The following is a 17,291-nucleotide window of genomic DNA, read 5'->3' as shown; positions in this document are numbered from 1 at the left end:
GACGTCATCGGGTCCCGCCGCCATCGATCCACGGGCTTGCCGGTCGGCACCGACCGCGAGGGGGAAATCAGCGTACTCCCCTGCGCAGGACGGCCACAAGGGCACTTACAGACAGACACGACTGAAACGGATTGAGTCCTTCGCCAGGACGCGCCAGCTGTTCGCCGGCAGCAAGACCACCGAGCTGCTGCGCGCGAACCCGCGTTTCTCGGCGTCTACGTTTCTGTCTTGGTGGATGGGAGAAACGAGACATAGAACGCCGCGCCTTGGTCGACCTGACCCTGCGCCCACACCTTGCCACCGTGGCGCGCGATGATGCGGGCGACATTCGCCAACCCGATACCGGTGCCCTCGAATTCATCGACACGATGCAGGCGCTGAAAGACACCGAAGAGTTTGTCCTTGAATCGCATGTCGAACCCAGCGCCGTTGTCCTTCACGTACACCACGGTCTCGCCTTCTTCACCCGGCTGCGTGCCGATGTCGATCCGGGCCTGAGCGCGTTTGCTGGTGTATTTCAGGGCATTCGAGATCAGGTTGAACAGCACGACACGCAACATGGCGCGATCCCCGTTGACCACGGGCAGATCAGCGATCTGCCAGTCGATGGCTCTGCCCGAAGCTTCTGGCGCCAGCCCCCGGATCACGTCGGCCACCAGGCCGTTCATATCCACTGGGGTCTTGCTCATTTCCTGGCGCCCCATGCGCGAAAAGGCCAGCAGGTCGTCGATCAGCGTGCTCATGCGGCGGGCTGCGTCGGCGATGGTGTTCATGTAGTGGAGGCCCTGATCATCGAGGTTCGGCTCGACACGCTCCTTGAGCAGCGCCAAAAAGCCGTCGATGTGGCGCAGTGGAGCGCGCAGATCGTGCGAGACGGAATAGGCAAAAGACTCCAACTCCTTGTTCGCCTGCTCCAGCGCGCTGGTGCGTTCGGCGACGCGCTGTTCGAGTTCCTGGTTGAGCGCGCGGACCTGCTCCTCAGAGCGGCGGCGCTGCAGCACCGCAATCACCAGCGACACACTCACACCGAACAGCAGCACGAACGACACCCCGGCAATCCAGGCCGCCTCACGTGAAATGCTGAGCGAGCTCTCCGGCTCAAAGCGGACCACGGAGCCCCACGGCAACTGAGATGTCGGGATGCCAAAGCGGACCAGTTGCCGGTGGTCGAACATCAAGATCTTTCCCGCCCCGCGACGCACCGGGATGGATTCCGGGCGCGTGCCGCGCATCACCTGCAGCGCGATCTCCGCCGCCAGGCGTCCCTGCTCGACACCGCTGATGACACTGCCTCCCACAGCACCGTGGCCGACCAGGAAATCCCAGCTCGTGAACAAGGGAACAGGGACCGTCGATGACATGAGCTCGGCGGCGCGCTGGCTGCTGATCCCCTGGCCGTCGCGCGTGCGCATGTTGCCGATGGTGTAGATCGCGGAGTCGCTCGGCAGGGTCTTGAGGTCATCAAGGAGCGCGTCCACATGGGGATACTCTCGGAACTCGGCCTTGACCTGCGAGGGGAGCGCCGCCAAATCCTTGGTGATGGTGGCCCGGAGGCCGCGGTAGGTGAGGTCGTCGGCCATCCCGGGGAAAACGATGCGGCGGGTCTGCGGCGCGAGCCGCAGCAACACCTGCAGCGTGCCGAACATGTCACCGTCTTCGGCCACCCCTGTGATGTCGCGGTCTCCCTTCAGCATCGCGTCGTCGTAGCCGTTCAGGCCCATGAACACGATGGGCACCCCTGGAAAGAGCTCGGCCCGGTGCGCGCGAGCGAAGTCGAACGCGGCGTTGTCCGAGGTCAGCACGACCCGAAACTTCTGCGTCGAGAGCTTGGCACGCAGAAGCTCAAGGAGCAGTGGCCCCTTCAGAAGGCCGGGGTTGTGCACCGCGTCCAGGTACTCGATCCGCAGGTCGTACTCAGCCTGGAGAGGGCTGAAAACGGCATCAATGCCCTCTTGCTGTGTACGGGTCCATGTGAAGTCCGGGCCATAGGAGTGGAGGACCAGCACATTGCTGCGCGTGTTGGCGTAGGTGTCGGCCCAACCGGTGGCCGGTGTCAGCGAGATGAGAACCATCCAGACCAGCCACGCAACCATCGCGGCGACGGAGCGGTACAGGGAGCTCGGACTGTGTGGGCTTCCGTGTTGACTGAACGTCATCGAGCGCCTCGGTTTTCATGCCTGGACGGCAGAGGTGGCATTGCAACGATTTGTGTATCAGTATCAACAGACTCTCTTGCGCCGTCAATCGCCGAACACACGCCGGCATGTGCCAGAACACACGAAACAGGAGCGCCCAAAACGCCATGAGCACGGATTTGACTACAAGGAAGTGGTGGCCGCCTGGGTCGCCGCGCGCATGGGCGCCCCGCTGGAATTCCTGCACGTGATTCACCGCCACCCCGCGCTGCAGGGCCATCAGGACCACAGCGTCGCCATTGGCGCCAACGCCGAAGAAAACCTGCTCAAGAACCTGAGCGAGCAGGATGCCGCCCCTCCTCGTGCTGGGCCGGCGCGGCGCTTCGGCCACGTGGAGATGGTGGCGAGCAGCCCGATGTACAGGGGATTGCCAGTGCACCTGCTGACGATTCCGATGCACCGACCTTACGCTGGCAGAAAGACCACCGAGCTGCTGCGCGCCGCGCGCGTGCCCACGCTGCTGCTGCGCTGACGGAGGCCTCGCGCCCACTGGACGCCGGCTTCGCTTGCGCCTACGCTCCCTGCCAGCAAGGAGGGACCGAGCATGACGCACCGTTTCGTGGCGCTGCGCGCCGATGGCAAACCGTCTTACCTGTACCAGGCCAACCGAAAGACCAAGGCGCGGCAGGTGATCTGGGGCGACCACCTCACCATCAGCCGCGACATGGGCGACGGCTGGCTGGAGGTGGACTGGGCGCCGCGCTCGCCCACCCAGCGCCGCACCCTCTACATCCCGGCCGCCGAGGTGCTTGAACAGCGCCCGCTGGAGGTAATCTTTGTCGACGTGGGCCAGGGCGACGGCGCGGTGTTGATCTCGCCCGAGCGCGGCGAACGCGAGCGCATCATGGTGATCGACGCGGGCGAAGGCGGCAACATGAACGCCTTCCTCAAGGCCCGCTTTCAGACCTACGCCAGCTTCAACTTCCACGCGGCGGTGCTGACCCACCCCGACCAAGACCACTACCAGGGCTTCCTGCCCCTGTTCCAGAACCCCGGGATCGGTTTCAAGACCGTGTTCCACAACGGCTTGGTGGAGCGGCCCGTCTCGGGCACCTGGGAGAAGATCGGTCAGCCGGTCCCCGACGCCACCACCGGCCGCGCCTACATCCACGCGCTGGCGGTGGACCGCCCCGCCATCGAGGGTGATTTTGGCGGTGTGCCCGCGAACACGCGCTTCGAATTCCCCCGCCTGATGAAGGCCGCGCTGGACAACCCCAAGGTGGGCGACATCCGCATGCTCTCCACCGCACACGCCCAGCACGAGCAAGGCCTGGCCTGGATGCCGGGCTTCGGCCCTTCGGATCAGCGCGGCTACACCATCCAGGTGCTGGGGCCAGTGGTCGAGCCGGGCGCCCAGGGCGAGCCCCGCCTGCGCCGCTTCGGCAGCTATGGCGAAACCAAGAACGGCCACTCGGTGCTGCTCAAGCTTTCCCACGGCGGCTTCAGGCTGCTCTTCGGCGGCGACCTCAACCGCCCGGCCGAGAAATTTCTGCTCACACACTACGCGGGCCTGAGCGCCTGGCCCCAAGAGGGTTCAGTCGCTCACCAGCAGATGATCGAGGCGGCCCAGGCCAGCTTGCGCGCCGAGGTGATGAAGTCGTGCCACCACGGCTCCAGCGACGTGACCGACGCCTTTCTGCGGGCCGTGAACCCGGCGGCCTTCGTCATCTCGTCGGGCGACGAAGAAGGCCATGTGCACCCCCGGCCCGACCTGCTGGGGCGCCTGGGCGCGGCGGGGCGCGGCCAGGCGCCTGTGATCTTGTCGACCGAGCTGCAGCGGTCCACCCGCGCCAGCGAAGACCGCGAGCGGGTGAACGACCTGCTAGCCCGCGTGGACACGCTGGCCAGCGGTGTCACGCCCGAGCAGCTGGACCGCATCAAGCAAGACGTGCGCATGCTCGGCCGCAGCAATGTGGAGGTGTACGGCGCGATCTACCTCAAGACCGACGGCCAGCGCCTGATGACCGCCTTCAAGATCGAAAGCGGCTCGGACACCGACAAGTGGTTCTACTACCTCTACAGCTTCAACGCCGCAGGCGAGCTGGTGCTCGACTGAGCGTCAGAGTCTCGTTCAGGGCGTGCCCATGATCAGCGGGGCCATCTGATCAACGCGGTACGTCGCTGCGGGCATGGCCGCAGAGCGCCGGCGCATGTCGGCGGTGGCGGTCTTGACGTGGGGGTCCAGGTACCCCTCCTCCAGGCGCAGCGGCATGCGCACAGGTTTCTCAACGCAGTGAACGCCTTGCAGGCCCGTTCAGAACGGTGAGTCCGGCACGTAGTACTTCGCGGCGTTTTCTTTGGTGATCAGCACCGAGGGAATGATGGTCGTGGCCGGCATCGCTTTGCCGGTGATGCGCGCCTCGGCCGTGAGCTTCATGGCGTCAGCGATCATGCTGGGCGAGTAGGTCACGTCGGCGGTCACCACCGGGTCGCCATCCATCACCTTCTTGATGTAGTCCTTGGAACCCGCGCCGCCCAGCACCAGCTTCACGTCGCTGCGCTTGGCCTGTGTGATGGCCTTCTGCACACCCACCGCCATGTCGTCGTCGGAGGCCCACACGGCGTCGATCTGTTTGAAGCGCGTGAGGTAGTCCTGCATCACCTTGAAGGCGTCGTCGCGGTTCCAGTTGCCGTGTTTGGCGTCCAGCACCTTGATGCCCGCCTGGCCCTTCATCACGGCGTTGAAGGCGTCGACGCGCTCGTTGTCGATCACCGTCGGAATGCCGCGCAGGACCACCACGTTGCCCTTGCCGCCCATGGCCTTGGCCATGTACTCGGCGGCCACCTTGCCAAAGCCCGGGTTGTCGCCCGCCACGTAGGCGTTCTGCGCGCTCGGGTCGGTCAGGCCCCGGTCCACCACCGTCACGTAAACGCCCTTGCCCTTGACCTGGGCCACGGGCTTGGTCAGTGGCGCGGATTCAAACGGCAGGATCACCAGCGTGTCGATCTTGTTGACGGTTTGCAGGTCTTGCACCTGGTTGGCCTGCTCGGCGGCGGAGCCAGCGGTCTTCACGATGATCGATGCGCCGGGGTATTGCTTCTCCAGCTCGCCCTTGGTTCGATTGGCCCAATACACCACGCCGCCGGTCCAGCCGTGGGTGGCTGCGGGGACGGACACCCCCATCACCAGCTTGTTCTGGGCGAAGGCCGGCGCCGTCACGAGGGTGGCGATGGCCAGCGAGATGGCAGAGAAAAGACGTCTGTTCATGAATGTCTCCTAAGCTAGTTTCTTGAGGCAGAAATGGCTCGCCGGCCCGTGGGCTGCGCTGCCGGACGTTCATCGTCGCCCTCTTTGCAGGAAGGCCACGACGATGATCACGAAACCCTGCACCGCCGCGTTCAGGTAGACGCTGATGATGCTGGTGAGGTTGAGGATGTTGCCGATGACGGAGAGCAGCACGGCCCCCACCACGGTGCCCACGATGCGGCCCTGCCCGCCCTTGAGCGCGGTGCCGCCGACGATCACGGCGGCGATGGCTTCGAGCTCCCAGAGCAGGCCGGTGGACGGCGAGGCCGAGCCCAGGCGCGGCACGTAAAGCAAGGTGGCAATGCCCACGCAGATGCCCAGAAGCACATAGGTGAGGATCTTGATGCGGTCCACCGCCACGGCGGCGTAGCGCGCCACCTGTTCGTTGGAACCGATGGCCTGCACGTAGCGGCCGTAGCGCGTGCGGTTGAGCAGCAAAGCGCCTGCCAGCGCCACCGCCAGGAACACCCAGATCGGGATCGGGATGCCCAGCCAGGCGCCGTAGTAGACCGGGCCGTAGGTGTCGGCCAGCGCGTTGTCCAGCGTGAGCGCGCCGCCGTTGGAGAAGTAGGTGAGGTAGGCGCGGAAGATGCCCAGCGTGCCCAGGGTGACGATGAAGGGCTCGATGCGGCCCTTGGTGATGAGCACGCCGTGCGCCAGCCCGAAAGCCGCGCCCAAGGTCAGCGCGATGGCCATGCCCACCAGCACCGCCGCCACCGGGCTGCCCAACAGCGGGGCCACCCAGTTCATCACCATGATCATGCAGCCCGCGATCAACGCCGCCATCGAGCCCACCGAAAGGTCGATGCCGCCGGAGATGATGACGAAGCACATGCCCACCGCGATGATGCCGATGAAGGCGGTGCGCGTGAGCACGTTCATCGCGTTGTCCCAGGTCGCGAAGTCCGGGTTGAGCACCGTGCCGGCAATGCAAAGCAGCACCAGGCCGACGATGGGCCCGGCTTCGCGCAGGTGCTGGCGCAGCGGCTTGCCGCCGCGCTTCGGGGTGGCTGGGACGTTGCTGGCGGAATGGGTGAGTTCTTGCATGGTGTCAGTGAGTGCCAGTGGCGTGGGCGATCAATGCCTCTTCAGTCAGGAGGTCGGCGTCCAGCGTGGCCTGCACGGTGCCCGCGCGCATCACCACGACGCGGTGACACAGGCCGATCAGCTCGATGAGCTCCGATGAGATGACGACCACGCCGCGGCCCTCTGCCGCCAGGCGCTGGACCAGGAAATAGATGTCGCGCTTGGCGCCAACGTCAACACCCCGCGTGGGTTCGTCCAGCACGACCACGCGCGGGTCGGGCTGCAGCACCTTGGCCATGGCCAGCTTCTGCTGGTTGCCGCCGGAGAGCGAGCCCGCCGGCGCATCGAGCGAGCCGGTGCGGATACCGAAATCGGCCACGGCCTGCTCCAGCGCACGGCGCTCGGAGCGCGGGTCGAGCCACGGCCTGGCGTGGCGGTCCAGGTCCATCAGCGTGAGGTTTTCCTGCAGCGACATGCGGGTGTGCAGCCCACAGCCCTTGCGGTCTTCGCTCAGGTAGGTGATGCCTTCATGCGCCGCCTCGCGCGGGTTGTTGAAGCTCACGGCGCGCCCGGCGAGCCGCACCTCGCCCGCGCTTCTGGGGCGCAAACCCAGCAGGCCCTCGAAGAGTTCGGTGCGGCCCGCGCCGACCAGGCCCGCGAAGCCCAGGATTTCGCCGGGGTGCAGGTCGAAGCCGACGTCCTTCGCCCAGCCCGGCACGGTCAGGTGCCGCACCGAGAGCAGCGGCTCGGCCGGGGGCGGCGTGACGCGGGGCGGGAACATGTCGGAGAGTTCGCGGCCCACCATCAGGTTGGCCATCTGTTGCCGGGTGTGCTCGGCGGTGGGGCCACGCGCGACGAAGCGCCCGTCGCGCATCACCACGATCTCGTCGGTCACACGCTCCACTTCATCAAGCTTGTGCGAGATGTAGACGATGGTCACGCCCTGGCTGCGCAGCCGGGCGATCAGCTCAAACAGGCGCTGCGTCTCAGAGGGCGTGAGCGTGGCGGTGGGCTCGTCCATCACCAGCAGGCGCGCGTGGCGCGACAGGGCCTTGGCAATTTCCACCAACTGCTTCTCGGCCACGATCAGGTCGCGCGCCCGCGTGTCGGGGTCGATGTCCAGGCCCACCTGCTGCAGCACCTCGCGCGCGGCGCGGCGCATGCCGGCCTCGTCGAGCAGCCAGCCGCGCCGCAGCTCGCGGCCGAGGAAGATGTTCTGCGCCACGGTGAGGTCGTCGGCCAGGTTGAACTCCTGGTGGATCAGCACGATGCCGGCCGCCTCCGCCTCGCGCGAGCTGGCGAAGTGCCGCAGCACACCGTCCACCTCCAGGCTGCCGCCGGAGAGCTGCTCGTAGCCCGAGAGGATCTTCACCAGGGTGGACTTGCCCGCACCGTTCTCGCCCAGCAGGCCGACCATGCGCCCGGGCGCGAGATCAAAGCTCACGCCGTGCAGCACGCGCACCGGCCCGAAGTCCTTGACGACGTCGTTGAAGCGCACGCTCAGGCTCACTGGGAGACCCTCCGCGCAGCGCGCTGCGGGTAGAACGCTTGGGAACGGCCCGACGCGCTCACTCGCTCACCTCCACCCACTGCCCACCTTGCGACGACGAGCGCACGGCCGCCTCGATGAACGCCATGCCGTGCACGCCGTCGTCGATGGTGGGGAACACCACGTCGGCCGGCGTGGCCGAGCCGTCGCGCGCGGCGCGCAGGGCCTGCGCGATCTCGGCGTAGACGGTGGCGAAGCCTTCGAGATAGCCCTCGGGGTGGCCCGATGGCAGGCGGGTCACGCGCGCCGCGTCGGCGGTGGCCGCTCCGGTGCCGCGCGAAATGATCTGGGTGGGCTGACCAAAGGGCGACCAGTGCAACTGGTTCGGGTGCTCCTGCCGCCATTCGAGGCCGCCCTGGTCGCCATACACGCGCAGGCGCAGGCCGTTTTCGTTGCCCGGCGCGACCTGGCTGGCCCACAACATGCCGCGCGCACCACCGGCAAAGCGCAGCATCACCTGCACGTTGTCGTCCAGCGCGCGGCCGGGCACGAAGGTGCTGAGTTCGGCGCAGAGCGACTCGGTCCGCAACCCGCTCACGAAGGCCGCGAGCTGGTAGGCGTGGGTGCCGATGTCGCCGATGCAGCCGCCCGCACCGGCGCGCGCCGGGTCGGTGCGCCAGGCGGCCTGCTTCTGCCCGCTGGCCTCCAGCGCTTCGGTCAACCAGTCTTGCGCGTACTCCACCTGCACCATGCGCAGCGTGCCCAAAGCACCTTCGCGCACCAGCTGGCGCGCGTGCCGCACCATGGGGTAACCGCTGTAGTTGTAGGTCACGGCCAGCACCAAGCCTTTCGACCGCGCGAGTTCACGCAGGCGCTGCGCCTGGGCCAGCGTGGTGGTCACGGGCTTGTCGCAGATGACGTGGATACCGGCTTCCAGAAAGGCTTCGGCGGCGGGCGCGTGCTGGTCATTGGGCGTGACGATGGCCACGGCCTCGATGCCGTCGGCGCCGCGCGCGGCCTCTTCGCGCGCCATCGTGCGGTAGTCGGGGTAGGCGCGGGACAGGCCCAGCGCCTGCGCCGAGCGCAGGGCCTTCTCCGGCGTGGACGACAGCGCGCCGGCCAGCAACTCGTAGTGGTCGTCGAGCCGCGCGGCGGTGCGGTGCACCGCGCCGATGAAGGCGCCTTCGCCGCCACCGACCATGCCCAGGCGGATGCGGCGGCCTGCTCCCTCCGCTGTGGAACCGGCTTCGATGGTCATGGCGCCCCCTCCTGCAGGCCGAGCATGCGGCGCAACTGAGCGGGGTCGGTGTCGCTGCCGGCAAAGTCGTCGAAGGCTTTTTCCGTCACGCGGATGATGTGGCGGCGGATGAACTCGGCGCCTTCGGCCGCGCCGGCTTCGGGGTGCTTGAGGCAACACTCCCACTCCAGCACCGCCCAGCTGTCGTAGTTGTACTGCGCCATCTTGGAGAAGATGGCGCCGAAATCCACCTGCCCGTCGCCGAGCGAGCGGAAGCGCCCCGCCCGCTCCACCCAGGGCTGGTAGCCGGAGTACACACCCTGGCGCCCGGTGGGGCGGAACTCGGCGTCCTTGATGTGCAGCGCCTTGATGCGCTCGTGGTAGATGTCGATGAACTCGAGGTAGTCGAGCTGCTGCAGCAGGAAGTGCGAGGGGTCGTAGTTGATGCAGCAGCGCGGGTGGTTGTTGACCCGCTCCAGGAACATCTCGAAGGTGGTGCCATCGAACAGGTCTTCACCTGGGTGCAGCTCGAAGCAGACATTGCAGTCGGCCTCTTCGAAAGCATCGAAGATCGGCAGCCAGCGCTTGGCGAGTTCGTCGAACGCGGCTTCGATCAGGCCGGCCGGGCGCGGTGGCCAGGGGTACAGAAACGGCCAGGCCAGCGCGCCAGGAAAGCTCACGTTGCTCTTGAGGCCCAGCCGTTTGGAGGCTTTGGCGGACAGCAGCATCTGCTCCACCGCCCAGGCCTGGCGGGCCTTGGGGTTCTTGCGAAACGCCTCCGGCGCAAAGCCGTCGAAGGCTTCGTCGTAGGCCGGGTGCACGGCCACCAGCTGTCCTTGCAGGTGGGTGCCCAGCTCGGTGATCGCAATGCCGTGCTCGCGCGCCACGCCGGCAATCTCGTCGCAGTAGGTCTGCGACTCAGCGGCCTTGTCCATGTCGAAGATGCGCTTGTCCCACGACGGGATCTGCACGCCCTTGAAGCCCAGGCCGCCGGCCCATTTCGTGATCGACGCCCAGGAGTCGAACGGTGCGGTGTCGCTGGCGAACTGCGCGAGGTAGATGCCGGGGCCTTTGATGTGGGTGGCCATGTGTGTCTCCTTGTCTGCGTGTCGGTGTATCGGAACTTCAGAGGTAGCTGCTCACCAGGTGCTCCAGCCGCTCTTGCTGCGACGAGCGCGGCTGGGGCTCCAGGCCTTCGGCCTCGACCTCGAGCGCCAGTGCCTCCAGCGAGCGCTCGCCTTGCAGCATGGAACGGCCGCGCGGTGAGTCCCAGCCCTGGTAACGCGTCTGCACGTGGCGCTGCAGCGCGCCGTCCTGCACCATCTTTTCGGCCACCAGCAGCGCGCGTGCGCACAGGTCCATGGATGTGGCGTGGGCCCACACCAGGTCGTCGGGGTCGATGGACTGGCGGCGCAGCTTGGCATCGAAGTTCAGGCCGCCCTGGCCCACGCCGCCGGCCTTGAGCACCTCGTACAGCGTGAACGCGACCTGCTGCAGGTTGTTGGGAAACTGGTCGGTGTCCCAGCCCAGCATCTCGTCGCCGCGGTTCATGTCGATCGAGCCGAAGATGCCGAGCGCGCCGGCCAGCGCGATCTCGTGTTCGAAGGTGTGGCCGGCCAGCAGCGCGTGGTTCTGCTCCAAGTTGAGCTTGACCTCGTTCTCCAGCCCATGCGCTTGCAGGAAGCCGTAGACCGTGGCCACATCGTGGTCGTACTGGTGCTTGGTGGGCTCGGCGGGTTTGGGCTCGATCAGGATCTGGCCGGTGAAGCCGATCTTGTGTTTGTGCTCGACCACCAGGTTCAAGAAACGGCCAAGCTGCGCGAGTTCGCGTTTGAGGTCGGTGTTGAGCAGGGTTTCGTAGCCCTCGCGCCCGCCCCACAGCACGTAGTTGGCACCTCGCAAGCGGTGCGTCATCTCCAGCACGTTCTTCACCTGCGCGGCGGCGTAGGCGAACACGTCGGGGTCGGGGTTGGTGGCGGCGCCGGCCATGTAGCGGCGGTTGGAAAACAGGTTGGCCGTGCCCCAGAGCAGCTTGACGCCGGTCTGCTCCATCTTGCGTTCAAACACGGCTTCGATGCGGCGCAGGTGCTCGTTCGATTCGCGCAGCGTGGCGCCTTCGGGGGCCACGTCGCGGTCGTGGAAGGTGAAGAACGGCGTGTCGATCAGGCGGAACAGGTCGAAGGCGACGTCGGCCTTGTGCAGCGCCTGCGCCATCGGGTCGCCCGCGCCGTGCCAGGGCCGCAGGAAGCTGGCATCCCCAAAGGGGTCGGTGCCATCACCCACGAAGCTGTGCCAGTAGCAGGTGGAAAAGCGCAACTGGTCTTCCATGCGCCGGCCCAGCACGGGGCGGTTCTTGTCGTAGTAGCGGTAGGCGAAGGGCTCTTCGGCCGTGGGCACGAAGCCTTCGCCGCGGAAGGCGAAGGGCTCGCGGAAGGAGAAGTAGGCGCCGCGCTGGGCGGTGTCTGTGGGTGCGGGGGAAAGGGTCTGTGTCATGGTGGAAAGCGTCCTGTGCGTCGGGTGGAGGGGGTCACGGGAGGTTGTCCTTCAGGTAGATGTCGATGCGGATGCGCTCCTGGTCGGCGATCACCGGCTCCTGCGACCACTGCGCGAGCGCGACCCGCAGGGCGGAGCGGATTTCGTGGCCCGCGTCCTGGTTGATGACCGCGTCCATGGTGCCGTCGAGCAGGTCGGCGCGCGAGGCGGGTGTGAGCTCGTGGCCGACAAACACCGTGTCCTGCGCGCGGGCGGCCGTGCGCAGTGCCGTGCTGATGCCGGCATTGCCGGCCCCCACGCTGTAGATCGCCGCGAGCCCCGGGTGGGTGGCGAACAGCTGGGTGGTGAGCGCCTCGTTGCGGGCGGCGTCGTCCTGCCCCTCGAGCGGGGGCAGGACGGTCAGGTGAGGGTGTTCCTGGGCCATCACCTGGTGGAAGCCGAAGTAGCGTTCGGCGTGGTCGCGCAGCGAAAGGCTGCCCAGGATGATGGCCACTTCGGCGGGCTGCCGGCCGACGAAGCGGCCGATGAGCGTGGCGGCGGTGCGGCCCGCGGCGGTGTTGTTGATGCCCACGTAGTGCTGGCGCGTGGAGGACGGCACGTCCGACACCAGGGTGATGACGACGGTGCCGGCCAGCGTGAGCTGGTCAATGGCCGAGCGCACCACCGGATGGTCCAGCGCCATGACCACCACCGCGTCGCGCTGGCCCTCCTGCGCCAGCAGGGCCTTGCCCAGCTCGACCGGGTTGAACACGTTGACCGCCAGCACGTCGGCGTGGATGCGCTGATCGTGCATCCACTCCGCGTTGGCCTTGATCTGGTCACTGAGCAAACCGACGAAGCGGTTGGTGCCGGCGGGCAGCAGGAAGGCCACCCGGCGCAGCCGCGAGCGCGCCAGCTTGGCGGCGGAGGGGTCGGGCCGGTAGCCCAGGCGGCGCACCGCCTCGTTGACCTTGGCGACGGTGGCCGCGCGCACCCCGGGACGCTTGTTCACCACCCGATCAGCCGTCGCCAGGCTGACCTCTGCGTCCAGCGCCACATCTTCCAGCGTGGTGCGTACTTTTGGAGCAGTTTTCGCGTCCATGGCGGCAGTTTGAGGTACGCACCTCAAAAATTAGCTAGGGGTTTTTACCAGTCAGAAGAAGAAACTGAGGTTCGTCACTCGACCCAATTCACCGTCCCCGGGGCCACCCAGGGCACCACAGGGCCGGCATTGCCGGACGGCCAGTGCCGCCCCCCCTTTTGAGGGGGTCGCGCTAACCGCGGCGGGGGTGTTTCACTTGCCCATGATCAGCGGGGCCATCTGATCAACGTAGTACTTCGCAGCGGGCGGTGTGAGGTGCCCGTAGTCGAAACTCAAGGGCTCGGCGGAGCCCGGCCCCATTCGCGTCAGGCAGCCGTCGCGGTTGCAGAAGTAGTCCATGCCTGAGATGAACTCGATGCCCATGGCCGCAGAGCGTTTGCGCATCTCGGCGGTGGCGGCCTTGACGTGCGGATCCAGGTATTCGTCGCCCAGGCGCAGCGGCAAACGCTGCTTTTCTTTCCACAGCTTCAGCAAGATCTTGGGCAGGTCCTCGCGCCAATACGGCACCGCGCCGAGCAGCACGATGCGCTTGACGCCGGCCTTCTTGAGCTCGGCCACGGTCGGCTCCAGGCCCGAGGTGTCTTTGTAGCGACCCTTGACCTTGCCCTCGTGCCACCAGGCATAGAGCACCACGATGTCAGGCTTGGTCTCGCGGATCACCCGGATGGTGTCGTCGTTCAGGCTCTTGCACAGCGGGCGCGGTTCGATGCCCAGGATGGGCGGGCAGATCGCGCCCGTGCGCTCGCCGAGGCCGAAGCTGTATTTGCCGCTGTCCTGCAGCGCCTTGAAGCCCGGGTACAGCGAGCCGGCATGCGAGTCGCCCCAGAGGAAGACCAGGGGGCGCTTCTTCTCGACACAAAACGGCTTGTAGTGGCTGGGCGGCAGATCGTAGTCGAGCATGCAGTCGCCGTCGCGCCAGCCGTCGACGACCGCCGACTTCCCGCCCCTGGACGAGAGCGTGGTCAGCAGCTTCTGGATCTGCTCAGGCGTCCCGTCACTGGCCGCCTGGTTGGCCGCCTGGTTCGCCGCCAGCATCTGCAGGCGCTCGGGTTGGCCTTCTTTTTTGTAGATGGTGAAACCGGTCAGGCCGGTCACGGCCACGGCGGCGCTCAGGGCCACGGTGGTGAAGCGCCATTGGCGCCAATGCCCGAACCGGATCGGTTGTTCAACCAGCCGGTAGGTGAGCCAGGCCAGCAGCACCGCCAGCAACACCCAGCCAAGCTGGTGCAGCATGGGCGGCATCCCGCCGAACTCGATGTGCGGAAAGGCCAGCAGCGGCCAGTGCCACAGGTAGAGGGGGTAGCTGATCAGACCGATCCAGACCATGGGTTTGCTCGCCAACACATACCGGTTGAACCACCCCCGGGGACCGGCGGCGATCAGCAGGCAGGAGGCCAGGGTGCCGGCGAAGGCCCAACCGCCGGGGAAGCGCCGTTCCGGATCCAGCTCGACCATGACCATCACCAGCAAGCCAATGCCCAGGCTGGAGAGCCACTGCGCCCGGCGCGCCGTGGCGGGCACCGGCGCACCCGGGGCCGGGCGGCTGGCGGCCAGGTAGGCACCCATCATCATTTCCCAGAAGCGGCCCAGCGGGTTGTAGAACGCCGCGTTCGCATCCCCCCGCACCAGCCAGAGGTTGAAACCCAGCGAGAGCAGCAGCAGGCCCACGATCCAGATCTTTTTGGGCTGGTGCCAGCGGTGCAGCGCCACCAGCACCAGCGGCCAGAACATGTAGAACTGCTCTTCAATGGCGAGCGACCACAGGTGCAGCAGCGGTTTCTCGACCGCCGAGGCATCGAAGTAGCCCGCCTCTCGCCAGAAGGCAAAGTTCGACATGAAGAAACTGCCGGCCACCGCGTGCTTGCCCACCGCCTTGTATTCCAGCGGCGAGAGCACGAACCAGCCGTAGACCAACGTGAACGCCAGTACCAGAAACAGCGCCGGAAAAATGCGCTTGACCCGGCGGGCATAGAAGTCGGCGAAGCTGAACCGGTTGCGCGCCAGGTTGTCCAGGATGATCGAGCTGATCAGGTAGCCCGAGATCACGAAGAAGATGTCGACCCCGATGAAACCACCCGGAAACCACTCGGGAAAAGCGTGGTGGATCACCACAGCAGATACGGCAATGGCGCGCAGGCCATCAATGTCGGGGCGGTAGTGGTCTGGGTGGGGGGAATGCGACATGAAACGGGGGTGAATGGCGGGTAGCAGCGTTGCATCCTAGCAAACGACGGAGACAGGCCCGCTGGAACCGGCGACCCGCCAAGGTCATTGGCGGGGGCCGACGGGCTCACAGCGGCCGCAGGGAGTCGCGCGCGGCCGCCAGCATCTGCCGCGTCAGGCCATCAAGCAGGCCCGAGGCGGCCCGCGCCGTCTGCCAGTGCAGCGGCACGTCCAGCGCCTGCCCGGGCACCAGCTCCACCAGCGAGCCGTCCGCCAGGTGGGACGCGATCAGTGCCTCGGGCTGCAGCCCCCAGCCCATGCCGGCCAGCGCGGCGGTCACGAAGGCCTGCGACGACGGCAGGCTGTGGCGGGGCAGCTCCACATGCCGGTGGCACAGGCGGCGCACCCAGCGCGCCTGCAGCTCGTCTTTGGTGTTGAACACCAGGCTGGGCGCTTGCGCCAGGCTGCCTGCGCCCACCCCGTCGCCGAAGAAGCGCGCAACAAATGCCGGGGTCGCTGCCGCGAGGTAACGCATGGCGCCCAGCGGCTGGCTGTTGCAGCCGGCCGCTGGCCGCGCGTTGCCCGTCACGGCCGCCAGCACGGCGCCGGTGCGCAGCCACTCTGCCGTGTGGTCCTGGTCGTCCACGCTCACCGCCATCAGCACCGGGGCCTGCGCGGCGAACGCGGCCAGCGCGGGCGCGAACCAGGTGGCCAGGCTGTCGGCGTTGACCGCCACCGGCAGCGCCACGCGCGTGCCGCCCTCGGGCGCGAGGGCGGGCAGCGCGTCGTGCAGTTCATGCTCCAGCAGGCGCACGCGGTCCATGTGCTGGCACATGCGGCGGCCGGTATCGGTCGGCAGGCAGGGCTGGCCGCGCACCACCAGCGCGCAGCCCACCCGCTCCTCCAGCAGGCGCACACGCTGCGAGATGGCCGAGGGCGTCACGTGCAGCGCGCGGGCCGCGCGGTCGAAACTCCCCTCTCGAATCACGGCGGCGAGCGCATGGAGGGCGGCGTAGTCGAGCATGGATGCAGTTTTTCTTAATCGGGTGAAGGAAAGACAGTTTGTCTTCATACCTCACCGCGGGCAAGCTTCGGAACATGAACCCAGTTGCTTCCACCGTTTCTCACGTGTTTCCCGTCTTCGCCCAGGGTTTGCTCCTGAGTCTGGGCCTCATCGTCGCCATCGGCGCACAGAACGCCTTCGTGCTGCGCCAAGGCCTGCGGCGCGAGCACGTGGGCAGCGTGGTGCTGTTCTGCGCGCTGGCCGATGCGGCCCTGATCACTGCGGGGGTGCTGGGCATGGCGCAGGCGCTGGGCAGCAGCCCGGGCCTGGCCCGGGCGCTGGCGCTGGCCGGCGCGGCCTTTCTGGCGGTGTACGGCTGGCGGTCATGGCAGCGCGCACGGCACGCGAGCCAGCTCACCGCCGCACCGGGCGGCGCCGGGTTGAGCCTCGGCGCGGCCATGGCGCAGGCCGCGGCGTTCACCCTGCTCAACCCGCACGTGTATCTGGACACCGTGCTGCTGGTCGGCAGCATCGGCGCCCAGCAACCCGCAGGACTGCAAAGCTGGTTCGTGGCCGGCGCGAGCATCGCCAGCCTGGCCTGGTTCAGCGCGCTGGGCTTCGGCGCGCGCTGGCTCGCGCCGCTGTTCGCCCGGCCCCGCGCCTGGCAGGTGCTGGACGCGCTGATCGGCCTGACCATGTGGGTGCTGTCGGCGCTGCTGGTGCGCCACGCACTGCAAAACGCCTGAAGAAGCGACCCGCGCCGCTCTTGGCCTGATACAAAGACACGCCTCACTTCGCCCCCCTGAACGCCTGCCCGCCATGTACCTCCCTACCCACTTCGAAGAAACCCGCCCCGGCGAACTGCAGCGCGTGATGCGCGAACACCCGCTGGGCGCGCTCATCACACAAGGCCCCCACGGGCTGGACGCCAACCACATTCCGTTCGAGCTGGACGAAGCCACCGGCCCTCACGGCACGCTGAACGCCCACGTGGCGCGCGCCAACCCGCTGTGGCGTGAGGTGCCGGCCGAAGGTGCCGACGTGCTGGTGATCTTCCAAGCCAGCGAGGCCTACATTTCGCCCAACTGGTACCCCAGCAAACCCGAACACCACCGCCACGTGCCCACCTGGAACTACCAGGTCGTGCACGCCCACGGGCGCCTGCGCGTGAGGGACGACGAACGCTTCGTGCGCGGCCTGGTGGCGCGCCTCACGCGCGAGCACGAGCAGCGATCACAGCAGGCCACGCCCTGGAGGATGGGCGACTCGGCGCCCGAATTCATCAACAGCATGCTGCAGGACATCGTCGGCATCGAGATCGAGGTCGTCCGGCTGGTGGGCAAGTCCAAGCTGGGCC

Annotated in this window: 15 protein-coding genes; 4 read left to right on the top strand and 11 right to left on the bottom strand. The window is 67.3% G+C overall.

What is annotated here, in order from left to right:
* Positions 1-215: 215 nt before the first annotated feature.
* A complete protein-coding gene (locus B0E41_RS19280; protein ID WP_077333368.1) occupies positions 216-2,156 on the bottom strand; it encodes an ATP-binding protein in 1,941 nt (646 codons plus the stop codon).
* Between the two features lie 109 nt (positions 2,157-2,265).
* On the opposite strand from B0E41_RS19280, the gene B0E41_RS19275 reads away from it, so the two are divergent.
* Positions 2,266-2,667 (top strand): hypothetical protein, encoded by a 402-nt coding sequence (locus tag B0E41_RS19275; RefSeq protein ID WP_143433912.1) that lies wholly within the window; start codon positions 2,266-2,268, stop codon positions 2,665-2,667.
* Between the two features lie 72 nt (positions 2,668-2,739).
* Positions 2,740-4,251: a hypothetical protein gene (locus B0E41_RS19270; protein WP_077333364.1), complete on the top strand. Its 1,512-nt coding sequence runs from the start codon at positions 2,740-2,742 to the stop codon at positions 4,249-4,251.
* A gap of 15 nt (positions 4,252-4,266) precedes the next feature.
* Here B0E41_RS19270 and B0E41_RS27195 read toward each other — a convergent pair whose 3' ends face one another.
* The 10 genes from B0E41_RS27195 to B0E41_RS19225 all read right to left on the bottom strand — a co-directional run bounded on the left by B0E41_RS27195 (position 4,267) and on the right by B0E41_RS19225 (position 15,955).
* Positions 4,267-4,413 (bottom strand): hypothetical protein, encoded by a 147-nt coding sequence (locus B0E41_RS27195; protein WP_171984822.1) that lies wholly within the window; start codon positions 4,411-4,413, stop codon positions 4,267-4,269.
* A 36-nt stretch (positions 4,414-4,449) separates the two neighbouring features.
* Positions 4,450-5,403 carry an ABC transporter substrate-binding protein gene (locus B0E41_RS19265; RefSeq protein ID WP_077333362.1) on the bottom strand — a complete coding sequence of 318 codons (954 nt, stop codon included), beginning with the start codon at positions 5,401-5,403 and terminating at the stop codon, positions 4,450-4,452.
* A 69-nt stretch (positions 5,404-5,472) separates the two neighbouring features.
* The gene (locus B0E41_RS19260; RefSeq protein ID WP_077333360.1) at positions 5,473-6,489 is read right to left on the bottom strand and encodes an ABC transporter permease; all 1,017 of its coding nucleotides are present in this window, start codon (positions 6,487-6,489) and stop codon (positions 5,473-5,475) included.
* A 4-nt stretch (positions 6,490-6,493) separates the two neighbouring features.
* Positions 6,494-7,978 carry a sugar ABC transporter ATP-binding protein gene (locus tag B0E41_RS19255; protein WP_077333358.1) on the bottom strand — a complete coding sequence of 495 codons (1,485 nt, stop codon included), beginning with the start codon at positions 7,976-7,978 and terminating at the stop codon, positions 6,494-6,496.
* A gap of 58 nt (positions 7,979-8,036) precedes the next feature.
* On the bottom strand, positions 8,037-9,215 hold the full coding sequence (locus tag B0E41_RS19250) for a Gfo/Idh/MocA family oxidoreductase (RefSeq protein WP_077333356.1): 1,179 nt from the start codon (positions 9,213-9,215) through the stop codon (positions 8,037-8,039).
* Entirely contained in the window at positions 9,212-10,282 is a 1,071-nt protein-coding gene (locus B0E41_RS19245; RefSeq protein ID WP_077333354.1) for a sugar phosphate isomerase/epimerase, read from the bottom strand. Before B0E41_RS19245 ends, B0E41_RS19250 begins: the two co-directional genes overlap by 4 nt.
* Before the next feature lie 37 nt (positions 10,283-10,319).
* Positions 10,320-11,687: a xylose isomerase gene (xylA, locus tag B0E41_RS19240; protein WP_077333352.1), complete on the bottom strand. Its 1,368-nt coding sequence runs from the start codon at positions 11,685-11,687 to the stop codon at positions 10,320-10,322.
* Positions 11,688-11,721: 34 nt separating this feature from the next.
* Positions 11,722-12,768 (bottom strand): LacI family DNA-binding transcriptional regulator, encoded by a 1,047-nt coding sequence (locus tag B0E41_RS19235; RefSeq protein ID WP_077333350.1) that lies wholly within the window; start codon positions 12,766-12,768, stop codon positions 11,722-11,724.
* A gap of 192 nt (positions 12,769-12,960) precedes the next feature.
* On the bottom strand, positions 12,961-14,952 hold the full coding sequence (locus tag B0E41_RS19230) for an acyltransferase family protein (RefSeq protein ID WP_077333348.1): 1,992 nt from the start codon (positions 14,950-14,952) through the stop codon (positions 12,961-12,963).
* A 106-nt stretch (positions 14,953-15,058) separates the two neighbouring features.
* Entirely contained in the window at positions 15,059-15,955 is an 897-nt protein-coding gene (locus B0E41_RS19225) for a LysR family transcriptional regulator ArgP (RefSeq protein WP_077333346.1), read from the bottom strand.
* Positions 15,956-16,029: 74 nt separating this feature from the next.
* Here B0E41_RS19225 and B0E41_RS19220 point away from each other — a divergent pair, with 74 nt between their 5' ends.
* Together B0E41_RS19220 and B0E41_RS19215 are read left to right on the top strand one after the other, a co-directional pair.
* Entirely contained in the window at positions 16,030-16,680 is a 651-nt protein-coding gene (locus tag B0E41_RS19220) for a LysE family transporter (RefSeq protein ID WP_077333400.1), read from the top strand.
* Between the two features lie 73 nt (positions 16,681-16,753).
* On the top strand, positions 16,754-17,291 hold a 538-nt coding region (locus B0E41_RS19215), incomplete at its 3' end, for an FMN-binding negative transcriptional regulator (protein WP_143433911.1).

Origin of the sequence: Hydrogenophaga sp. A37, from assembly GCF_002001205.1 — a bacterium.
GTDB lineage: Bacteria > Pseudomonadota > Gammaproteobacteria > Burkholderiales > Burkholderiaceae_C > Hydrogenophaga.
This window is presented reverse-complemented; position numbering and strand designations above follow the sequence as displayed.

Bases quoted from the DNA above. Each gene is read 5' to 3' on its own strand.
- xylA (WP_077333352.1), bottom strand. From the start codon at position 11,687: ATGACACAGACCCTTTCCCCCGCACCCACAGACACCGCCCAGCGCGGC.
- B0E41_RS19265 (WP_077333362.1), bottom strand. From the start codon at position 5,403: ATGAACAGACGTCTTTTCTCTGCCATCTCGCTGGCCATCGCCACCCTC.
- B0E41_RS19230 (WP_077333348.1), bottom strand. From the start codon at position 14,952: ATGTCGCATTCCCCCCACCCAGACCACTACCGCCCCGACATTGATGGC.
- B0E41_RS19270 (WP_077333364.1), top strand. From the start codon at position 2,740: ATGACGCACCGTTTCGTGGCGCTGCGCGCCGATGGCAAACCGTCTTAC.
- B0E41_RS19245 (WP_077333354.1), bottom strand. From the start codon at position 10,282: ATGGCCACCCACATCAAAGGCCCCGGCATCTACCTCGCGCAGTTCGCC.
- B0E41_RS19225 (WP_077333346.1), bottom strand. From the start codon at position 15,955: ATGCTCGACTACGCCGCCCTCCATGCGCTCGCCGCCGTGATTCGAGAG.
- B0E41_RS19235 (WP_077333350.1), bottom strand. From the start codon at position 12,768: ATGGACGCGAAAACTGCTCCAAAAGTACGCACCACGCTGGAAGATGTG.
- B0E41_RS19260 (WP_077333360.1), bottom strand. From the start codon at position 6,489: ATGCAAGAACTCACCCATTCCGCCAGCAACGTCCCAGCCACCCCGAAG.
- B0E41_RS19280 (WP_077333368.1), bottom strand. From the start codon at position 2,156: ATGACGTTCAGTCAACACGGAAGCCCACACAGTCCGAGCTCCCTGTAC.
- B0E41_RS19250 (WP_077333356.1), bottom strand. From the start codon at position 9,215: ATGACCATCGAAGCCGGTTCCACAGCGGAGGGAGCAGGCCGCCGCATC.
- B0E41_RS19220 (WP_077333400.1), top strand. From the start codon at position 16,030: ATGAACCCAGTTGCTTCCACCGTTTCTCACGTGTTTCCCGTCTTCGCC.